Origin of the sequence: Corynebacterium lipophilum (genome assembly GCF_024102595.1) — a bacterium.
GTDB classification, from domain to species: Bacteria; Actinomycetota; Actinomycetes; order Mycobacteriales; family Mycobacteriaceae; genus Corynebacterium; species Corynebacterium pseudogenitalium.
Genome location: NZ_JAEUWV010000002.1, coordinates 143,161 through 160,256, shown reverse-complemented (window position 1 = coordinate 160,256; position 17,096 = coordinate 143,161). Strand labels below are relative to the sequence as shown.

The window sequence follows — 17,096 nt, the reverse complement described above, 5'->3', positions numbered from 1 at the left end:
TCTTGTTCAGCGCGCTAGCTCACAAGGGTCTAGCGGACATCACAGGAGGAAAACTATGAAACTTCGTCGCATTCTCGCCGCAGGCCTCGTGGCTTCCGCTCTTGCAGTGGGCGCACCGGTCGCACAGGCAGCACAGCCAGCGCCAGAACCGCTGGCAGGTGTCCTGCACGAGCTGAAGCGCCTCGGTGGCTACCAGGCACAGAACCTGATCCTCGTGCCTGCACTGCTGTCCTCTTTGGGCTTCCTGACGAACATCGCGACGTCTTCGCAGCGCGTCTAAATCCCACCCATTCACCCGAGACCATAGAGAGAGAACGTAAGAATGAAACTTCGTAACGCAATTGCAGTTGCCGCTTCTGTTGTTGTCCTGTCTGGCGTTGTTGCTACCGATGCAAGTGCTGCACAGTACCCAGAGCCGCTGAACAACGTCATGAACGAGCTGCGCAACTTCGCTGGCCCGCAGGGTCCGAACCTGCTGCTGGTTCCGGCTGTGCTTTCGTCCATCGGTGTCGTCAACATGGCCGTTGTGGTCATCCTGTCGATCGTTGCTGCGGCAACCGGCGTGGGCATCGCTGCTTCGAGCTAAGTGCTCACCGAGCAATAACGAACGCCCCCTTCCCTTCGCGGGAACGGGGCGTTTTCTTTCTGCTTGGGGGTTAGCGGCGTGTCGCCAGCGGGGTTGCCGGGGTGCCGCCCTTGTTTAGCCAAGCATAGACGCCGCCCATGATGAGGCCACCACCGATGTAGTTGCCGACCCACACGATGAGCCAGTTCATCAGGCCATTCGTCAGTGTGAACCCGGCGAAGTGCTCGGCGCCGATGCCGTAGCCCGCCAGGGAGAAGACGACGAAGCTGGCGATGGAGTGCTCGTACCCCATTGCGGCGAATGCGGGAACGATCAGCATGATGGCGAGGAACTTCGCGGTGAAGTCCTTGCCAGCCTGGATGGCGAGCAGCACGCCGATGTTGACCACGATGTTGGCGAAAATGCCTTCCATGAACAGCAAGCTGTCCGGCTTCGCGAGCTTGGTCTCAACGGTCGCGGCGAGGAAGCTGTCCATCCCGATCGGCTGGAACGCCGTGGCGTGCACCAGGAATACCGCGGTGATGAGGACGCCGAGCAGGTTGAAGATGGTGCAGGTGGAGACCATCAGGAAGCCCTTGAGCCAGGGGAGGCGTCCCGAGGCGCTGCCGTAGGTCATGAACATCATGTTGCCGGTGGCGAGCTCCGCACCCAGGACAACGATGACGTACAGCGAGAGGCAGAAGATAGCTGCGAACACGAAGCGGCCGTAGCCGGGGGCGCTGCTTTCTACTTGGGTGGAGGCGACGGTGGCGAAGGCCGTCATGATCGTCAAAAACATGCCGGCGAGCATGGAGCGTACCGCGAACTTGGGGAGTTCGTAGGTGTAGAGGTACGACTTGAAGCCGATTGAATCCGCAAGTGTGCCATCGAAGTTCATAGGTATGACCATACCAAAGGTCAGAACCGGGCACGAATCCACACAACCAAAAGTCGCGGTTTGCAGGCGCGCATGTTCCGTGCTTTAATATTCCAGTTGTCCGTTGCTGCGTGTTTGTTCTGCGCGTTTCCGAGCTGAGCATGTACGCCTGCGGTGCCGAAGGCGCCGTCGACAAGCGAAAAGACATCGAAGACATTGACCACGTGCGTATAGGACGGAAATCTAACGCACATCGACCCAGGTCAGGAGACCAATAGTGATTCAGAAGGAATCGCGCCTGAAGGTCGCCGACAACACCGGTGCACGTGAAATTCTGTGCATCCGTGTCCTCGGCGGATCCGTTCGGCGCTTCGCCGGCATCGGCGATACGATCGTCGCCACTGTGAAGGAAGCTGCCCCAGGCGGCAACGTTAAGGAAGGCGAAGTCGTTAAGGCTGTCATCGTTCGCGCGAAGAAGGAGACCCGTCGTCCGGACGGTTCCTACATCGCGTTCGACGAGAACGCTGCAGTGCTGATCAAGAACGACACCGAGCCACGCGGCACCCGTATCTTCGGCCCAGTTGCTCGCGAGCTGCGCGACAAGAAGTTCATGAAGATCGTTTCTCTCGCACCGGAGGTGATCTAGGGATGAAAATCAAAAAGGGCGATATGGTCCAGGTCATCTCTGGCAAGGATAAGGGCGCGCAGGGCAAGGTTATTGAGGCATACCCGAAGCGTCAGCGCGTTCTCGTTGAAGGCGTGAACCGCATGAAGAAGCACGTCGCGAACTCCTACAACGAGCGCGGCGCAGAGTCCGGCGGCATTGTCACCCAGGAAGCTCCGATCCACGTCTCCAACGTGATGGTCCTGGATTCCGACGGCAAGCCGACGCGCGTGGGCTACCGTTTCGACGAAAACGGCAAGAAGGTCCGCGTTGCAAAGTCGAACGGGAAGGACATCTAAGCATGGCTGAGAACTACACCCCTCGTCTGAAGACCCAGTACAAAGAGGACATCCGTACCAAGCTCAACGATGAGTTCAAGTACGACAACGTCATGCAGATCCCAGGTCTGACCAAGATTGTTGTCAACATGGGTGTCGGCGACGCTGCACGTGACTCCAAGGTCATCAACGGCGCACTCGAGGACCTCGCCGCGATCACCGGCCAGAAGCCACAGCTTCGCCGCGCGAAGAAGTCCATCGCTAACTTCAAGCTCCGTGAAGGCATGCCGATCGGCGCGAAGGTCACCCTCCGCGGCGACCGCATGTGGGAGTTCCTGGACCGCCTGCTGACGGTTGCTCTGCCACGTATTCGTGACTTCCGTGGCCTCAGCGACAAGCAGTTCGACGGTGCAGGCAACTACACCTTCGGCCTGACCGAACAGACGATGTTCTACGAAATCGACATCGACAAGATCGATCGCGTCCGCGGTATGGACATCACTGTCGTCACCACCGCAACGAACGACGACGAGGGCCGCGCACTCCTGCGCCACCTCGGCTTCCCGTTCGCTGACAAGGATGGCAAGATGCAGCGCGCATAACGCGTCACTGCTTTTCGACGAACACCCCTGCGACCCAACCGGGTTGCGGGGGTGTACGTCTTTTGGGGGAACCTGCAGAGCACACCCGAAAAGTACGCATGTACTGCTTTTGGGAAACGTCGGATAGACTGACATTCTGCAACAATCTCTCAGGTGAATTTGAGGAGGCCACAATGGCTTTGCAAGAAATGGTCCACGCTGGGGCCAAAAAGAAAGAGCAGCTTCTCGATAATGAGATGCCACGGTTTTTCGTCCGCGCGATTCTCGCCGGCATTTACCTGACCGCCGGTACGGCGTTCGCCGCGGTGGCGGGAAATGCGGTCAATGAATATGCGCCGGGGCTCGGCTCGGTTGTGTTCGCCTTGCTGTTCGGGCTTGGCCTGTTCGCGATCGTCATCCTGAACGCGGAGCTTGCAACGGGCGACATGATGTTTGCGTCCTGGGCGGCGACAGACAAGGTGTTCAGCTGGGGCAAGGGTATTTGGCTCGTCGTTGTGGTGACGGTGGCGAACCTGATCGGTGCGATCATTTTCGCGGCTGTGATGAGCCAGTCGGCCAAGTTCGGCTCGATGGATAATAGCCACCTGATTGTCACTCTGGTTGAGGGCAAGTTGGCGAAGCCGTTCTTCGGCGCGCTGCTTGAGGCGATCTTCGCGAACTTCATTGTCAACATGGCGATTGTTGGTGCGCTGCTGGCGAAGGAGTTCATCTCCAAGTTCGTCGTGATCCTGCCACTGATCGCTATCTTCGTTGGCCTGGGCCTCGAGCACGTTATTGCGAACTTCTCGCTGTTCTCCCTGGCGTTCCTGTCCAGCACGCCACCTGAGGGATTCACCGCCGCTGCAATCCTGAGCAACTGGGTTGCTGTGTGGATCGGCAACTTCATCGGCGGTGGCCTGTGCATCGGCGGTGTCTACGCTTGGTTGAACAAGACGAAGACGGTGTACAAGGACTAGTCGCTGAGCTCCCCGGAGTACAGATTGAAGCGCTCGCCGCGCACAAAGCCGGCGAGCGCCATTTTTGTTTCGCGGGCCAGTTCGACGGCAAGGGAGGATGCCGCAGAGACCGCAACCATTGCCGGGAAGCCCGCCATCGCGGCCTTTTGCACAAGCTCGAATGACGCGCGGGAGCTGACAACCAGGATCAGGTCGCTGGCTGGCAGGAGACCTTCGAGTAGTAGGTGGCCAATGACTTTGTCGGTCGCGTTGTGTCGACCGATGTCCTCGCGGATTACTACAGGTTCGCCGTCAAAGGTAAACGCACCGGCCGCGTGGATGCCGCCTGTCTTACGGAACTGCTTTTGGCCGGTTGCAAGGGCGCCGGGTAATCGCATCACCAGGTCCGGGTCCAAGCGGACGGGAGTGATTGGCGCGGGCACCTTGCCCATGATGTCGTCGATCGACTGCGTGCCGCACACGCCGCATGCGCTCGTGGTAGTGGTCAGGCGAATGAACTGCGGTGCAGCGGGGGAGGCCGCGGGCCCGAGGCCGATGTCGAGCGTGTTGTACGTGTTTTCGCCGTTCGGCCCGACCGCACCCGCGCAGTAGCGCGCGGAACGAACGTCCTCTGCGCTGCTGATCAGTCCCTCCGCGAACATCCAGCCGTGTGCCAGCTCGATGTCGTGGCCGGGGGTCCGCATCGTGGTGGTCAACGTGTCGCCGGTGGCGCGGATCGCCAGCGGCTCTTCCACGGTGACGGTATCGGCGCGAGTATCGCGCGCGAAGCCGCTGTCGGTGCGGGTGACTTTCGTGACGGCGAAGCGTCGATTAATCCTGCTCATACGTTTCCAGGAGCTTCGCTACCTTGGCAAGCGCCGCGCGCGTCGTTGCTGAGTCCGCATCAGTATCGCCCTGGAGCGCCGCACCGGTTGCGACGCCTACGACGAACGCCGTCGTTGGAGCCGCCGGGCGCGACGGGCCGTTGTGCGCGACGTCCGCTGTCATCTTCAGAATGTCGCCGACCAGCGAGCGCGTGAGATCCGGGGAAACGCCGAGCGTACGGGAGACCTCTTCGAGCCACTCGTGTGTTGATTGCAAACCTTCGTTGTTAGCCATGTTTGCCACCTTAGTCGCCGTTCTTGTTGATGAGCCACGCGCTCGCAGCCGTTACCATCGCTTCGGCGCCGCGGTCGAGTGTCGGCTGGAGGTCGGGCGCGAACGCTGCGCTGTGATTGCCCGGCGCATGCGGGTAGCTGGCGAAGCCGCCGAGGCCCCAGAAGGTGTACGGTACGCCGAGCGCGTCCGGGATGATCGAGAAGTCCTCGCTGGCAGGGACCTGCGCCAACGTCTGCGCTTCATCACCGAATCGCGCCTCGAAGGCGTTGCGTACCCGCTGCGTTACTGCGGCATCGTTGCTGGTGAGCGGGTAGGCGTCGTAGTACTCGAACTCGGGCAGCTGCGGGCTACGCGCTGCCTCGCACTCAGCGCGCACGATGCGTTCGATGGCCTCCTTGAGGTGCGCGCTCGTCGCCTCCGAATAGGCGCGGGTATTGATCAGCAGCTCCGCGCTATCCGGGATGACGTTGGATTTAGCTCCCGAATGGATCGCGCCGACCGTCAGCACCGCGGTTTCGGAAGCAGCAATCTCTCGGGAGACTACGGTGTGCAGCCTCGTCACAATTGTCGACGCCAACAAGACCGCATCGACGCCCATCTCAGGCATGGATCCGTGCGAACCCACTCCGTGTACTGTGACCTTCACCGAGAACGCCTGGGAGAGCACCGGGCCCGGCCGGGTCCCCACATGGCCCAACGGCAGCGTGCCGAGCACGTGTTGGCCCAAGTACACGTCGGGGTGGGGGATCGCGTCGGCGATACCGTGCTCAACCATCGAACGTGCGCCGGAGGCTGTTTCCTCGCCGGGCTGAAATACGCCTACCAGCGTGCCGGACCAAGCGTCGCGGCAAGTGTTGAACGCGACGAGGGCCGCGAGCACCGAGCAAATATGGAAGTCGTGCCCACACGCGTGGGACACCGGCACCTCCTGCCCAGTCGCAGCATCGACTTGGGTCTGCGTGCAGGCGTAGTCCTTGCCGGAGTCCTCCTTGATTGGGAGGCCGTCAGTATCACCGCGCAAGGCGACGACGGGCCCGAGGCCGTTTTCGATGGTGGCGACGACGCCAGTTTCGCCCAATACCGAATATGGGATCCCGGCTGCCTCGAGTTCCTGAACGATGCGCTGTGAGGTCTGGGTTTCCTGCATCGAGAGTTCAGCGTGTTGGTGGAACCAGTGGTAGAGCTCCTCGCGGTGCGTGCGGGTGGCGGAGAGGGCGTCGAAAAGTTCGTCGAGGTGCTTCATAGCACCGACTATACGACGCAGCGATCGGGCCAACGTGACTTGTTTCTTGTATAGAAGGAGTGTAATGTGGCCAAACGGACTTGTGCACAGATAGTTGTCTGCGCGCAAAATCCGAGAAAACATTGTACATCCAACTTTGTTGCAGGCCCCCCGCCGAGAAGCGGACCGCGTGCAAGGGAGGCGGCGAGCGCCCCGCGTTATTGAGCGTGGGGAGCGTGAAGTAGCCCCCGACAGATCATGCGGAAAACGCGACCTGGCACGACATAGTTTTGCTGGTCAGGTGGGTAGGGAACCGCAACGAGAAAGGTAAACGGTCACATCTTATGACGATGACTGATCCAATCGCAGACATGCTGTCTCGCGTGCGCAACGCGTCGCACGCACAGCACGAGAGCGTGACAATGCCTTCCTCCAAGATCAAGGCAAACATCGCCGAGATCCTGAAGCAGGAAGGCTACATTGCTGATTACAAGGTTGAGGACGCCAAGGTTGGCAAGCAGCTGACCCTGGACCTCAAGTACGGCCCGACCCGTGAGGCTGCCATCGCTGGCCTGCGTCGCGTGTCCAAGCCTGGTCTGCGCGTGTACGCAAAGTCCAACGACCTGCCGCAGGTGCTGGGTGGTCTGGGTGTGGCGATCATCTCCACGTCCCAGGGTCTCCTCACTGACCGTCAGGCCCAGGAGAAGGGTGTAGGCGGAGAAGTTCTCGCCTACGTCTGGTAAAGGGAGGTTGAAAAGACTATGTCGCGTGTAGGTAATGCACCCATCGCCATCCCGAATGGTGTCGAAGTTAAAATTAACGGTCAGGTCGTAGAGGTCAAGGGCCCTAAGGGTTCCCTCAACTTCGAGCTGCCTGAGCCAATCACCGCTGCGGTTGAGGACAACGAGATTGTCGTCTCCCGTCCGGACGATCACCGCAAGCACCGTGCGCTGCACGGTCTGTCCCGTTCCATGGTCAACAACCTCGTTGTTGGCGTGACTGAGGGCTACAAGATCAACATGGAGATCTTCGGTGTCGGCTACCGTGTCCAGGCCAAGGGCAAGAACCTCGAGTTCTCGCTCGGCTACTCCCACCCGATCCTCATTGAGGCTCCGGAAGGGATCAGCTTCGCAGTCGATGGCAACACCAAGTTCTCCATCGAGGGCATTGACAAGCAGCAGGTTGGCCAGATCGCGGCTAACATCCGCCGCCTCCGTAAGGATGACCCATACAAGGGTAAGGGCATCCGCTACGAAGGTGAGCAGATTCGCCGCAAGGTCGGAAAGACGGGTAAGTAATCATGAGCAATTCTGCAGAGAACACCAAGCGCACCCCGGTCGGCAAGGATATTTCCTCCCGCCGCCGCGAGGCTCGTGCACGTCGCCACTTCCGTATCCGCAAGACGCTGCGCGGCACCCCGGAGACCCCACGTCTCGTTGTGCACCGCTCTTCGCGTCACATCCACGTCCAGCTGATCGACGATCTCGCTGGCCACACGCTCGCAGCGGCATCCTCCATCGAGGCTGACGTGCGCGCAATGGAAGGTGACAAGAAGGCAAAGGCAGCCAAGGTTGGCCAGCTGATCGCTGAGCGCGCCAAGGCTGCAGGCATCGAAGCTATCGTCTTCGACCGCGCAGGTTACAAGTACCACGGTCGCGTCGCAGCTCTTGCCGACGCCGCTCGTGAAGGTGGTCTGAAGTTCTAATGACCACCGCAATCATCACCATCAACGGAAGGATCGCGTAATGGCCGAACGTGAACGGCGTGACGGCGGACGCTCCGCCGACAACCAGAACAAGAAGAATGAGCGCAACAACCGCGGTGGCCGTGGCCGTCGCGATGATCGTCGCAACCAGAATGATGACCGCGACAAGTACATCGAGCGCGTCATCACCATCAACCGTGTCGCAAAGACCGTGAAGGGCGGACGCAACATGTCCTTCACCGCTCTCGTCGTCGTTGGCGACGGCAAGGGCATGGTCGGCGTTGGCTACGGCAAGGCAAAGGAAGTTCCTGCCGCTATCCAGAAGGGTGCAGAAGAAGCACGTAAGAACTTCTTCCGCGTCCCGATGATCGGTGGCACCATTCCTCACCCAGTCCAGGCAGAAGAGGCAGCAGGCATCGTTATGCTGCGCCCGGCTGCACCAGGTACCGGTGTTATCGCCGGTGGCGCAGTTCGCCCAGTGCTCGAGTGCGCTGGCGTCCAGGACATCCTTGCTAAGTCGATCGGTTCTGACAACGCTCTGAACGTTGTTCAGGCAACGGTTGCAGGTCTCAAGCAGCTCGTACGCCCTGAGGAAGTTGCTGCGAAGCGTGGCAAGGACCTCGAGGACGTCGCACCTGCTCGCATGCTGCGCGCACGCGCAGGACAGGAGGCGTAAGAACAATGGCTTTGAAGATCACATTGCACCACGGCAAGGTTGGCGAGAAGCCACTGACCCGTAAGAACCTCGAGGCTCTCGGTCTGCGCAAGATCGGCCAGTCCGTCATTAAGAAGGACAACGCCGCAACCCGTGGACAGATCCTGAAGGTTCGCCACCTCGTTACCGTCGAAGAAGTTGCAGGGGAGTAGAACAACATGGCTGAAATTATCAAGCTCCATGATCTGCGCCCAGCAAAGGGCGCTAACAAACCAAAGTTCCGCGTAGGTCGCGGTGAAGCAGGCAAGGGCGGCAAGACCGCTGGCCGTGGTACCAAGGGCACCAAGGCTCGCAAGCAGGTCTCCGCAGCATTCGAGGGTGGCCAGATGCCACTTCACATGCGCCTGCCGAAGCTCAAGGGCTTCAAGAACCCGAACCGCGTGGAGTACCAGGTAGTCAACGTTCAGGCGCTCGCAGAAGCGTTCCCGAACGGCGGCACCATCACCATCGACGACATCGTCGCAGCTGGCCTGGTTCGCAAGAACCACCCAGTCAAGGTGCTGGGCAACGGCGACATCAACGTCAAGTTGGACGTCACCGCTACCAAGTTCTCCAAGTCTGCGGTTGAGAAGATCGAGGCAGCCGGCGGGTCCACCACCCAGGCATAAGCCTTCATCTTCGCGCCACAGCGCAGAGAAAAGCTCCCCACTCGTCAACGACGACGTGGGGAGCTTTCGTATTAGAGGGTTTCGACGGCGGCCAGCACACCCCGCGTAAGCCCAGGCAGCGCCCGGTAGATCGCGGTGTTCGCATGCTTTTCGACGCCCCCAAGCACCTGCTCAGCGAAGCGGGCGGGGTGCTCGGCGGTGAAGGAGCGCAGCACGGCCAACGCGGCGGCTTGATCGGCCTCGGAGGACGCGCTGAGTGCCAGGGCGCACATGTGGCTGATACAGCGGAACTCCAGCCCGATGTGGTCCGGCGGGAGGTTATCGGCGCCGGGGTCAAAGCCGACCTGGTGGTAAACGGCGGCGACGGCCGCGGCGTCCTCATCCATGACGAGTCCGTCCTTGGAAAAGTACGGGGACTCGTACGGCTGGGCAAGCGGGGAGCTTACGCCAATGAACAGGTAGAGGTGGTCTCGCTGCAACGCTTCGGCGGTGTCGCGCTCCGCTTCCAGCAGGGCGTTGATGGCTTGCTGCGAGGCGTCGTCCTCGAGCGGCCATGACTGCAGGAAGGAAGGGTCGGAGAGGGCGTCGAGAAGCGGGCCTTGCGGCTCGTCGAGAAAGATCTGCCCCACGATGTCTGCCGCGATGTGGCAGCGTTCAACTAACTCAGTGTGCATCAGATTCCGATCCGGTCGACTGCACCGTAGAACATGAAGCGGCCGAGCAGCTCCGCGATGACCACCAGGATGTACGCGACGGTGATCCACAGCATCGCGCTCGAGGTGGGGCGGCGGGTGCGGCCGCCGAACGCCAGGATGAGGCCCACGATGAACGCACCGACCAGCAGGAGCCCAATGCGGATGACGAATGCGGTCATGTTGAACTCAAACTGCGCCGGGTTCGGGCCCGCGGGGCGGCCGTAGTTGAACACCATCACGATGAAAATGAGCGGCACGACGACGGTCAGCGCGATGCCGATCCAGCGCAGCGAGGCGTGGATGAGGTCCCAGACCTCTTCCTTCTGGGCGTCGGTCTGGTCTTCGTTGCGCGCGGACGGGATGAGCTTCTTGATCAGCTCGGAGTCTTCGAGCCAGTTGTACGCCGTGAGCGCGACCGCAATCGCGAGCAGACCTGTGACCGCGGCGGAGAGGTAGAACGCTGCCGGGGTGGTCCAGTGGTTCCACGATGGGATCGTGGGCAGCATGTAGAGGCGCGCCATGGTGGCGATGAACCCGATGCCGGCAATCGCGGTGATGACCGCGATGGTTGTGCGGGTGCCCACGGAGCCCCAGTCGAAGAACTGGCAGGCAGCGAACAGGAAGCCGAGCGCCGCGAAGATGCAGCCGCCCACGAGCTCCTGGGTGAGCCCGGAGGAACTGATGTGGCGCATCACGTTCAGCGCGTTGATCGGGTTGCCGAGGTGGAAGAACGCGAGGCAGAAGCCTGCGATCATGATTGGGCCGATTGCGTAGAGCGCCGGCACACAAATGCGGTTAATCGCGTTCGCGGAGTAGCGGGTGCGTCCCACCATTGTGATGACGCCGAGGACGAAGAACGCGCCGACCGCCATCTGCCCGAACGTGGTGAAAAACGTGAGGGGCCATTCGTGCATATTCATGAGTTAGACCTCTTCCGGGTTCATGATCTCGCCAGCATCCAACGCGTCCCAGCGCTTTGCGTCCTTGTGCGGCTTGATGGTCAGGCGTGGTTCGGTAAACGTTGGGTCCGGCAGCGGCGCGATGCCGGCGACGTCGCCGTGTTCCTTGCGCAGCTCGTCGATAGGGCCCCAGTCGAGCGCGCGCGACGGGCACGCGGCCACGCACGCCGGGTCCTTGCCCTCTGCGCGGTAGTCGGCGCACAGGTCGCACTTCGTCATGACGCCCTTTTCAGGGTTGAACTGTGGCGCGGAGTAGGGGCACGCCCACTCGCAGTAGCGGCAGCCCACGCACTTGTGCGGGTCGACGGAGACGACGCCGTCCTCGCCGATGTGCATCGCGGTGGTCGGACAGACCTTGGTGCAGATCGGGTTGTCACAGTGGTTGCAGGACACCGATGTGTAGTAGGTGAACGTGTTGGTGGTCAGCTCGCCGTCGGCGTTGCGGTTCCAGTCGCCGCCCGAGTACTCGACCACGCGGCGCCAGTTCACGCCGATCGGTGTGTTGTGCTTGTCCTTGCAGGCGATCTGGCAAGCTTTGCAGCCGTTGCACAAGGTCTGGTCGAAGAAGAAACCAAGGCGCTTGCTCGGCTTGTCGTTGTTGTTAGCCATGTTGTTGTTTCACTCCTTGGTGTTGTTATTTCGCTTTTTCAACCTGGCACAGCGCCGTGTGCTGCGCGTTGCCCTTGGCAAGAGGGGAGGGATGCCAGCTGGTCAGCGTATTGACGGATGCCCCTACGTCCACGCCGCCGTCCTTCGGGTTGAACCAGGAACCCTGCGGCACCGAGATGACACCCGGTGCGATTCGCGGGGTGACGCGGGCAATGGAGCGGATCCGGCCACGCTTGTTGTAGGCGTAGACGGGGTCGTCGTTCTTGATGCCGCGTTCCTTGGCGTCGATGGGGTTGATCCAGAGGACCTGCGGGTGGGCGTCGTCGCGCAGCCAATCGACGTTGCCGTAGGAGGAGTGGGTGCGGCCCTTGGTGTGGTGGCCGATGACCTGCAGCGGGTACTCCTTGTTCTCTGCGGCTTCCTCGGCGCCTTCCCAAGTTGCGACCTGCTCCGGCAGCGGTGTCAGCTTGTCGCCTGCGATGTTCGGGTCAAACTCCCACTCCTTCGACATTTCGTAGAGCTCGGAGGAGAAGATCTCGATCTTGCCGCTCGGGGTCTCCAGGGGGTTGGCCACTGGGTCCTCACGGAAGTCTTTCAGTGCGACCGTGGTTTCGCCTTCTCGACGCCACACACCCATCTTCTTGAGCTCCTCAAAGGATGGCAGCTCCGGAATCTCCTTGCGGGATTCGTCGAGGGTGTAGCGCAGCCACTCTTCCTGGGTGCGGCCTTCGGTGAATTTGTCGCGCACACCGAAGCGTTCAGCGAGGTCGGCGATGACGTCGTAAATCGGCCGGCAGTCGTACAGTGGCTTGATCGCGCTGGAGGCCAGGATGGTGTACTCCAGGTTGCCCGCCGAGCCCTGCTGGATGATGTCGGTTTGCTCAGCGGTGGAGCAGTCCGGCAGAACGTAGTCCGCGTAGCGCGCGGACACCGTCATCTGGATGTCGCTGACGACGATGAGTTCGGCCTTGGAGTCGTCGCGAAGCAGCTCGACCGTGCGATTGAGATCGCCGTGCTGGTTCGTGTTGGTGTTGCCGGCGTATTGCCAGATCATCTTGATCGGGACGTCGAGTTTGTCTTTGCCATGCACGCCGTCCTTCGTCTTGGTCATTGCTGGGCCGTGGTCGACGGCCTGTGGCCACATTGCAACCGAGATCGAGGTCTCCACCGGGTTCTCGTACTGTGTGTTGAACGGGTACGTCATCGGCAAGCTTGCCGAGCCCTCGCGAGCGCCGGTGCCTCCACCAGGGATACCGATCTGCCCGAGCAGCGCTGCCAGCGTAAACACCGCGCGCGACTGGTTCTCGCCGTTCGCGTGGCGCTGCGGACCCCAGCCCTGGGTAATTGCGGTTGGTTTTGCGGTGCCCATCTCGCGGGCAAGCTGGCGGATCTTCTGCGCGGGTACACCGCAGACGCGGGCGGCCCACTCAGGAGTCTTTTCGACGCCATCTGGCCCCTTGCCCTCAATGTAGGAGCGGTACGAGCCGTTCTTCGGCGCGCCCTTCGGCATGTGGTCCTCGTCAAAGCCGACACAATACTTGTCCAGGAACGCTTGGTCGTGCAGGTTCTCGGAGAGCAGTACGTGCGCGATACCTGCCACGAGCGCTGCGTCGGTGCCCGGGCGGATCGGAACCCATTCGTCGCCAAGGCCGACTGCGGTCTCGGAGTAGCGCGGGTCGATCACGATGGTCTTCACGCCGTACTTGCGTTTCGTCTGCTGGGTGACGAACGTCTCGCCACCACCGGACATGCGGGTCTCAAGCGGGTTGTTGCCGAACATGACCTGCAGCTTGGAGTTCTTCACGTCGTCGAAGGAGTTCGACGTGACCCAGGAACCGTAGTGGTACGGGTAGGCTGCCGTGATCTGCGCGGTGGAGTAGTCGGCGTAGTGGTTCAGGTAGCCGCCGATGAGGTTCATAAACCGTGCGAAAGGAGTCTCGACAGGCGGCCAGGAGCGCGCGACGGTGCCGCCGATGGTCCCCGTGCCGTACGCGAGGTAGATCGACTCATTGCCGTATTTGTCCAGGATGCCCTTCATCTGGTCGGCGATTTCGTCGAGCGCCTGCTCCCAGGAGATTTCGATCCACTCGCCGTCGCCGCGCTTCGTGCCCGGCTTGCGCTTCAGCGGGGTCTTCAAGCGGTCCGGGTTGTAGATCCGGTGGCGGATCGAGCGTCCACGCACACATGCGCGGATCTGCTGCGAGCCGATGGAGTTGTCGCCGCCATCGTCGGGAAGGACGCGGGTGACGCGCCCGTCCTCAACTTGGAGGCGCAGTGGGCAGCGGGAGCCGCAGTTGACGGTGCAGGCGGACCAGACGAACTTCGGGTCGGTGCTTGTGCCTTCTGCGGCTTCGGCGACGCCGACACCTGGGGTGCCGCGCAGGAGCGTGCCAGAGACGGCCGTCGTCGCTACGGCTGCGCCTCCTACGAGGCCTGACCATTGGAGAAATTTACGCCGACTCACGGGAGTCGGCGTTGGTGTAGGTGCTGTGCTCATCGCTGTCCCTTCGAATGCGAGGATTTTCTACAGAAAAGTCGTGAATAAATGTAATATCAATTACCTATTTTTGAGTGTAGTGATTTTCAATCGAAAGTTGGAAACCCTCGCGGGGGTGCTGGCCGAATCGGGGGTTTGGCCTGCTAACTGGTAGAGTAGTGGGGTCAATCCTGTCTGGAGTGTCCCGTCTGCCCGCTACGGTGGTTGTGACGTGCACTTTTGGCAACCGTACTGTCCACTATCTCCTGCGTGAGTGCTGCAGGAGCCAGGAGGCTTTGTGTCCGCTATATTGCAAGCGTTCAAGGACCCGGATCTTCGGAAGAAGATTCTGATTACCCTTGCGTTGATGATTCTGTACCGCATTGGTGCCCAGATTCCGACGCCTGGTGTCGACTACGCGTTGATTAACTCCCGTCTGGAGGAAGTCGCTCAGGGTGACAACGCCACGATGTTCTCCATCATCGGGCTGTTCTCTGGTGGTGCGTTGCTGCAGTTGTCCATCTTCGCGATTGGCATCATGCCGTACATTACGGCGTCGATTATCGTGCAGCTGCTGACCGTGGTGATCCCGAAGTTCGAAGAACTGAAGAAGGAAGGGCAGTCGGGCCAAACCAAGATGACGCAGTACACGCGTTATCTCACGGTTGCGCTGGCGCTGCTGCAGTCCGCAGGTATTGTGGCGCTGGCCGACCGTGAGCAGCTCCTCGGCCAGGGGATTCCGGTGCTTATTGAGGACCGCAACATCTGGACGCTCATCATGATGATCATCGTCATGACGTCGGGTGCAGTCCTGATTATGTGGCTCGGCGAGATCATCACTGAAAAGGGCGTCGGCAATGGTATGTCCCTGCTGATCTTCGCTGGTATTGCGACGAAGCTTCCGTCCGAGGGTGCCTACATCCTGAAGAACTCCGGCGCGGTTACCTTCGCCATGGTCGTTGCGGCGATCATTGCGTTGGTCGTCGGCATCATCTTCATCGAGCAGGGCCAGCGTCGTATCCCGGTGCAGTACGCCAAGCGCATGGTTGGGCGCCGTCAGTACGGCGGTTCTTCTACGTACCTGCCGCTCAAGGTCAACCAGGCTGGCGTTATTCCTGTGATTTTCGCCTCCTCGCTGATGTACGTTCCTGTCTTGATCACGCAGATCGTGACCATGAACAACACGACTCCGCCGGACAACTGGTGGATGAACAACGTCATGGCGTGGCTGCAGAACCCAGGCTCCTGGCAGTACATCCTGGCGTACTTCGCCATGATTATCTTCTTCTCCTACTTCTACGTCTCTATCCAGTACGACCCGGTCGACCAGGCAGAGAACATGAAGAAGTACGGTGGCTTCATCCCAGGCATTCGTCCGGGTCGCCCAACCGCCGAGTACCTCGCGTTCGTGATGAACCGCCTCCTGTTCGTTGGCGCGCTCTACCTTGCACTCATCGCGATCCTGCCGAACCTGGCGCTCGACGCCGGCATTGGTGGCGCTGGCCGCGGTGGCATGAGTGCGTTCGGCGGTACGGCTATCCTGATTATGGTGTCCGTAGCATTGACTACGGTCAAGCAAATTGAATCCCAACTTCTCCAATCCAACTACGAAGGACTGTTGCGATAATGCGACTTGTACTACTTGGCCCTCCCGGCGCTGGCAAAGGCACTCAGGCAGCCATTCTCTCCGAGAAGCTCGGCGTTCCGCACATCTCCACCGGTGACCTGTTCCGTGCGAACATCGGCCAGGGCACCCCGCTTGGCGTCGAAGCGAAAAGCTACATCGATGCTGGCAAGCTGGTCCCGACCGACGTCACCGCGCGCATGGTGGAAGACCGACTCAGCCAGGAAGATGCTGCGAACGGCTTCCTCCTCGACGGTTTCCCGCGCACCGTTGAGCAAGCAGAGATCCTGAAGGAGCTGCTGAGCAAGCAGGGCCTGAAGCTGGACGGCGTGCTCAACTTTGTTGTCGACGAAGACGTGGTGGTCGAGCGCATGCTCGCCCGTGGCCGCGCGGACGACAATGAGGAAACGATCCGCACCCGCCTCAAGGTCTACCGCGACGAAACCGCGCCGCTGATTGATCACTACGGCGACGAGATCATCTCCATCGACGCTGTTGGTGACGTTGATGAAATCAACGAGCGCGCGATGGCGCAGCTGAAGAAGTAACATACAGCGTCTATGTAGGCGCAAGGGCCGGTAGGGACTCGACGAGTGCCTACCGGCCCTTTTACGCAGTAACTCTAGGAAGGAAGCGAATGATGGGGTTCCGGAAACGCAAGATTGTCGCAAAGACACCTGAGCAGCTCGACGCGATGGAGAAGGCAGGCCGAATCGTCGGCCTGGCGCTGCAGGAGGTGCGTGCGGCGGCCGCCCCCGGCAAGTCGACGCTCGACTTAGACAAGGTCGCCGAGACTGTTATCCGTGATCACGGGGCCACGCCCACGTTTTTGGGGTACCAGGGGTTTCCGGGCTCGATCTGTGCGTCAGTCAACGAGGTAGTCGTGCACGGAATCCCGAACAAAGAGACTGTGCTCCGCGAGGGAGACCTGGTCTCCATCGACTGTGGCGCGACCTTGCATGGTTGGGTAGGGGATTCCGCGTGGACGTTCGGTGTGGGTGAGCTCGAAGCGGACGTCGAAAAGTTGAACCAGGCAACAGAATGGGTGCTGTACGAGGGGCTGAAAGCGATGGTGCCGGGCAACCGGTTGACCGACGTGTCGCATGCACTCGAACGCGCGACGTACGCAGCAGAGGAGAAGTTCGGAGTGGAGCTCGGAATTGTGGACGGGTACGGCGGCCACGGGATCGGACGCACGATGCACGAGGATCCATACCTTGCCAACGAGGGAAAACCCGGGCGCGGCCCTGTGATCCAGGAGGGGTCGGTGTTGGCGATTGAGCCGATGCTGATCCTCGGCGGGGAGATCGACACGGAGGTGCTCGGTGACGACTGGACGGTCGTTTCCATCGACGGCGCCCCGGCATCGCACTGGGAGCACACGGTCGCCGCCACGGCTGACGGGCCGCGCATCCTCACTGTCCGCGAAGCGAAGTAAGCTAT

The 17,096-nt window shown here is 60.9% G+C and carries 23 protein-coding genes; 15 read left to right on the top strand and 8 right to left on the bottom strand.

Annotation, left to right across the window (positions count from 1 at the left end; all coding sequences use genetic code 11):
* Positions 1–55 precede the first annotated feature (55 nt).
* On the top strand, positions 56–280 hold the full coding sequence (locus JMN37_RS02670) for a hypothetical protein (RefSeq protein WP_070363085.1): 225 nt from the start codon (positions 56–58) through the stop codon (positions 278–280).
* Between the two features lie 42 nt (positions 281–322).
* Positions 323–586 carry a hypothetical protein gene (locus tag JMN37_RS02665; protein WP_070363084.1) on the top strand — a complete coding sequence of 88 codons (264 nt, stop codon included), beginning with the start codon at positions 323–325 and terminating at the stop codon, positions 584–586.
* 70 nt (positions 587–656) lie between these two features.
* Here the strand turns inward: JMN37_RS02665 and JMN37_RS02660 are convergent, their stop codons facing one another.
* Complete coding sequence (locus tag JMN37_RS02660) at positions 657–1,463, bottom strand: formate/nitrite transporter family protein (RefSeq protein WP_070363587.1); 807 nt, start codon at positions 1,461–1,463, stop codon at positions 657–659.
* A gap of 256 nt (positions 1,464–1,719) precedes the next feature.
* Here JMN37_RS02660 and rplN point away from each other — a divergent pair, with 256 nt between their 5' ends.
* From rplN to JMN37_RS02640, 4 genes are all read left to right on the top strand, one after another.
* Positions 1,720–2,088, top strand: a complete 369-nt coding sequence (gene rplN, locus JMN37_RS02655) for a 50S ribosomal protein L14 (RefSeq protein ID WP_070363083.1) — start codon at positions 1,720–1,722, stop codon at positions 2,086–2,088.
* A 2-nt stretch (positions 2,089–2,090) separates the two neighbouring features.
* A complete protein-coding gene (gene rplX, locus JMN37_RS02650) occupies positions 2,091–2,405 on the top strand; it encodes a 50S ribosomal protein L24 (protein WP_070363082.1) in 315 nt (104 codons plus the stop codon).
* Positions 2,406–2,407: 2 nt separating this feature from the next.
* Positions 2,408–2,986, top strand: coding sequence for a 50S ribosomal protein L5 (gene rplE / locus JMN37_RS02645; RefSeq protein ID WP_070363081.1), 579 nt, complete (start codon positions 2,408–2,410; stop codon positions 2,984–2,986).
* A 173-nt stretch (positions 2,987–3,159) separates the two neighbouring features.
* Positions 3,160–3,942 (top strand): formate/nitrite transporter family protein, encoded by a 783-nt coding sequence (locus JMN37_RS02640; RefSeq protein ID WP_070363080.1) that lies wholly within the window; start codon positions 3,160–3,162, stop codon positions 3,940–3,942.
* Here JMN37_RS02640 and fdhD read toward each other — a convergent pair.
* From fdhD to JMN37_RS02625, 3 genes are read right to left on the bottom strand one after another with little or no spacing between them, the layout of a single operon-like run.
* Entirely contained in the window at positions 3,939–4,766 is an 828-nt protein-coding gene (gene fdhD, locus JMN37_RS02635) for a formate dehydrogenase accessory sulfurtransferase FdhD (RefSeq protein WP_070363079.1), read from the bottom strand. The genes JMN37_RS02640 and fdhD overlap by 4 nt on opposite strands.
* Complete coding sequence (locus JMN37_RS02630; RefSeq protein ID WP_070363586.1) at positions 4,753–5,040, bottom strand: DUF6457 domain-containing protein; 288 nt, start codon at positions 5,038–5,040, stop codon at positions 4,753–4,755. The genes fdhD and JMN37_RS02630 overlap by 14 nt, the downstream gene beginning before the upstream one ends.
* Positions 5,041–5,050: 10 nt before the next feature.
* Positions 5,051–6,283 (bottom strand): amidohydrolase, encoded by a 1,233-nt coding sequence (locus JMN37_RS02625; RefSeq protein ID WP_252930979.1) that lies wholly within the window; start codon positions 6,281–6,283, stop codon positions 5,051–5,053.
* 323 nt (positions 6,284–6,606) lie between these two features.
* On the opposite strand from JMN37_RS02625, the gene rpsH reads away from it, so the two are divergent.
* Genes rpsH through rplO form a run of 6 tightly spaced genes read left to right on the top strand, consistent with a single transcriptional unit; the run spans position 6,607 to position 9,290 of the window.
* Positions 6,607–7,005, top strand: coding sequence for a 30S ribosomal protein S8 (rpsH, locus tag JMN37_RS02620; protein ID WP_070363078.1), 399 nt, complete (start codon positions 6,607–6,609; stop codon positions 7,003–7,005).
* 18 nt (positions 7,006–7,023) lie between these two features.
* Positions 7,024–7,560 carry a 50S ribosomal protein L6 gene (rplF, locus tag JMN37_RS02615; protein WP_070477559.1) on the top strand — a complete coding sequence of 179 codons (537 nt, stop codon included), beginning with the start codon at positions 7,024–7,026 and terminating at the stop codon, positions 7,558–7,560.
* Between the two features lie 2 nt (positions 7,561–7,562).
* On the top strand, positions 7,563–7,967 hold the full coding sequence (gene rplR, locus JMN37_RS02610; protein WP_070363076.1) for a 50S ribosomal protein L18: 405 nt from the start codon (positions 7,563–7,565) through the stop codon (positions 7,965–7,967).
* 40 nt (positions 7,968–8,007) lie between these two features.
* On the top strand, positions 8,008–8,643 hold the full coding sequence (rpsE, locus tag JMN37_RS02605) for a 30S ribosomal protein S5 (RefSeq protein ID WP_070363075.1): 636 nt from the start codon (positions 8,008–8,010) through the stop codon (positions 8,641–8,643).
* A gap of 5 nt (positions 8,644–8,648) precedes the next feature.
* Entirely contained in the window at positions 8,649–8,834 is a 186-nt protein-coding gene (gene rpmD / locus JMN37_RS02600) for a 50S ribosomal protein L30 (protein ID WP_070363074.1), read from the top strand.
* A gap of 6 nt (positions 8,835–8,840) precedes the next feature.
* Complete coding sequence (rplO, locus tag JMN37_RS02595; RefSeq protein ID WP_070363073.1) at positions 8,841–9,290, top strand: 50S ribosomal protein L15; 450 nt, start codon at positions 8,841–8,843, stop codon at positions 9,288–9,290.
* Positions 9,291–9,361: 71 nt separating this feature from the next.
* Here the strand turns inward: rplO and JMN37_RS02590 are convergent, their stop codons facing one another.
* From JMN37_RS02590 to JMN37_RS02575, 4 genes are read right to left on the bottom strand one after another with little or no spacing between them, the layout of a single operon-like run.
* Complete coding sequence (locus tag JMN37_RS02590) at positions 9,362–9,964, bottom strand: TorD/DmsD family molecular chaperone (RefSeq protein ID WP_070363072.1); 603 nt, start codon at positions 9,962–9,964, stop codon at positions 9,362–9,364.
* The gene (locus tag JMN37_RS02585) at positions 9,964–10,905 is read right to left on the bottom strand and encodes a dimethyl sulfoxide reductase anchor subunit family protein (RefSeq protein WP_070363071.1); all 942 of its coding nucleotides are present in this window, start codon (positions 10,903–10,905) and stop codon (positions 9,964–9,966) included. The genes JMN37_RS02590 and JMN37_RS02585 overlap by 1 nt, the downstream gene beginning before the upstream one ends.
* A 3-nt stretch (positions 10,906–10,908) precedes the next feature.
* The gene (locus JMN37_RS02580; RefSeq protein WP_070363070.1) at positions 10,909–11,553 is read right to left on the bottom strand and encodes a DMSO/selenate family reductase complex B subunit; all 645 of its coding nucleotides are present in this window, start codon (positions 11,551–11,553) and stop codon (positions 10,909–10,911) included.
* A gap of 25 nt (positions 11,554–11,578) precedes the next feature.
* Positions 11,579–14,050: a DMSO/selenate family reductase complex A subunit gene (locus JMN37_RS02575; protein WP_252930978.1), complete on the bottom strand. Its 2,472-nt coding sequence runs from the start codon at positions 14,048–14,050 to the stop codon at positions 11,579–11,581.
* 277 nt (positions 14,051–14,327) lie between these two features.
* Here JMN37_RS02575 and secY point away from each other — a divergent pair, with 277 nt between their 5' ends.
* The 3 genes from secY to map all read left to right on the top strand — a co-directional run bounded on the left by secY (position 14,328) and on the right by map (position 17,091).
* Entirely contained in the window at positions 14,328–15,656 is a 1,329-nt protein-coding gene (gene secY, locus JMN37_RS02570; RefSeq protein WP_070477568.1) for a preprotein translocase subunit SecY, read from the top strand.
* Positions 15,656–16,201: an adenylate kinase gene (locus JMN37_RS02565; RefSeq protein ID WP_070363068.1), complete on the top strand. Its 546-nt coding sequence runs from the start codon at positions 15,656–15,658 to the stop codon at positions 16,199–16,201. The genes secY and JMN37_RS02565 overlap by 1 nt, the downstream gene beginning before the upstream one ends.
* Positions 16,202–16,293: 92 nt before the next feature.
* A complete protein-coding gene (gene map, locus JMN37_RS02560; RefSeq protein WP_071572771.1) occupies positions 16,294–17,091 on the top strand; it encodes a type I methionyl aminopeptidase in 798 nt (265 codons plus the stop codon).
* Positions 17,092–17,096 lie beyond the last annotated feature (5 nt).

What these genes read in the sequence shown, in the direction of transcription:
- rplF (WP_070477559.1), top strand. Translation starts at nt 7,024, where the DNA reads ATGTCGCGTGTAGGTAATGCACCCATCGCCATCCCGAATGGTGTCGAA.
- JMN37_RS02625 (WP_252930979.1), bottom strand. Translation starts at nt 6,283, where the DNA reads ATGAAGCACCTCGACGAACTTTTCGACGCCCTCTCCGCCACCCGCACG.
- rplO (WP_070363073.1), top strand. Translation starts at nt 8,841, where the DNA reads ATGGCTGAAATTATCAAGCTCCATGATCTGCGCCCAGCAAAGGGCGCT.
- map (WP_071572771.1), top strand. Translation starts at nt 16,294, where the DNA reads ATGGGGTTCCGGAAACGCAAGATTGTCGCAAAGACACCTGAGCAGCTC.
- fdhD (WP_070363079.1), bottom strand. Translation starts at nt 4,766, where the DNA reads ATGAGCAGGATTAATCGACGCTTCGCCGTCACGAAAGTCACCCGCACC.
- JMN37_RS02575 (WP_252930978.1), bottom strand. Translation starts at nt 14,050, where the DNA reads ATGAGCACAGCACCTACACCAACGCCGACTCCCGTGAGTCGGCGTAAA.
- rplR (WP_070363076.1), top strand. Translation starts at nt 7,563, where the DNA reads ATGAGCAATTCTGCAGAGAACACCAAGCGCACCCCGGTCGGCAAGGAT.
- JMN37_RS02670 (WP_070363085.1), top strand. Translation starts at nt 56, where the DNA reads ATGAAACTTCGTCGCATTCTCGCCGCAGGCCTCGTGGCTTCCGCTCTT.
- rpsE (WP_070363075.1), top strand. Translation starts at nt 8,008, where the DNA reads ATGGCCGAACGTGAACGGCGTGACGGCGGACGCTCCGCCGACAACCAG.
- rpsH (WP_070363078.1), top strand. Translation starts at nt 6,607, where the DNA reads ATGACGATGACTGATCCAATCGCAGACATGCTGTCTCGCGTGCGCAAC.
- JMN37_RS02565 (WP_070363068.1), top strand. Translation starts at nt 15,656, where the DNA reads ATGCGACTTGTACTACTTGGCCCTCCCGGCGCTGGCAAAGGCACTCAG.
- JMN37_RS02580 (WP_070363070.1), bottom strand. Translation starts at nt 11,553, where the DNA reads ATGGCTAACAACAACGACAAGCCGAGCAAGCGCCTTGGTTTCTTCTTC.
- JMN37_RS02640 (WP_070363080.1), top strand. Translation starts at nt 3,160, where the DNA reads ATGGCTTTGCAAGAAATGGTCCACGCTGGGGCCAAAAAGAAAGAGCAG.
- JMN37_RS02590 (WP_070363072.1), bottom strand. Translation starts at nt 9,964, where the DNA reads ATGCACACTGAGTTAGTTGAACGCTGCCACATCGCGGCAGACATCGTG.
- rplE (WP_070363081.1), top strand. Translation starts at nt 2,408, where the DNA reads ATGGCTGAGAACTACACCCCTCGTCTGAAGACCCAGTACAAAGAGGAC.
- rplX (WP_070363082.1), top strand. Translation starts at nt 2,091, where the DNA reads ATGAAAATCAAAAAGGGCGATATGGTCCAGGTCATCTCTGGCAAGGAT.
- rpmD (WP_070363074.1), top strand. Translation starts at nt 8,649, where the DNA reads ATGGCTTTGAAGATCACATTGCACCACGGCAAGGTTGGCGAGAAGCCA.
- JMN37_RS02665 (WP_070363084.1), top strand. Translation starts at nt 323, where the DNA reads ATGAAACTTCGTAACGCAATTGCAGTTGCCGCTTCTGTTGTTGTCCTG.
- JMN37_RS02630 (WP_070363586.1), bottom strand. Translation starts at nt 5,040, where the DNA reads ATGGCTAACAACGAAGGTTTGCAATCAACACACGAGTGGCTCGAAGAG.
- JMN37_RS02660 (WP_070363587.1), bottom strand. Translation starts at nt 1,463, where the DNA reads ATGAACTTCGATGGCACACTTGCGGATTCAATCGGCTTCAAGTCGTAC.
- JMN37_RS02585 (WP_070363071.1), bottom strand. Translation starts at nt 10,905, where the DNA reads ATGAATATGCACGAATGGCCCCTCACGTTTTTCACCACGTTCGGGCAG.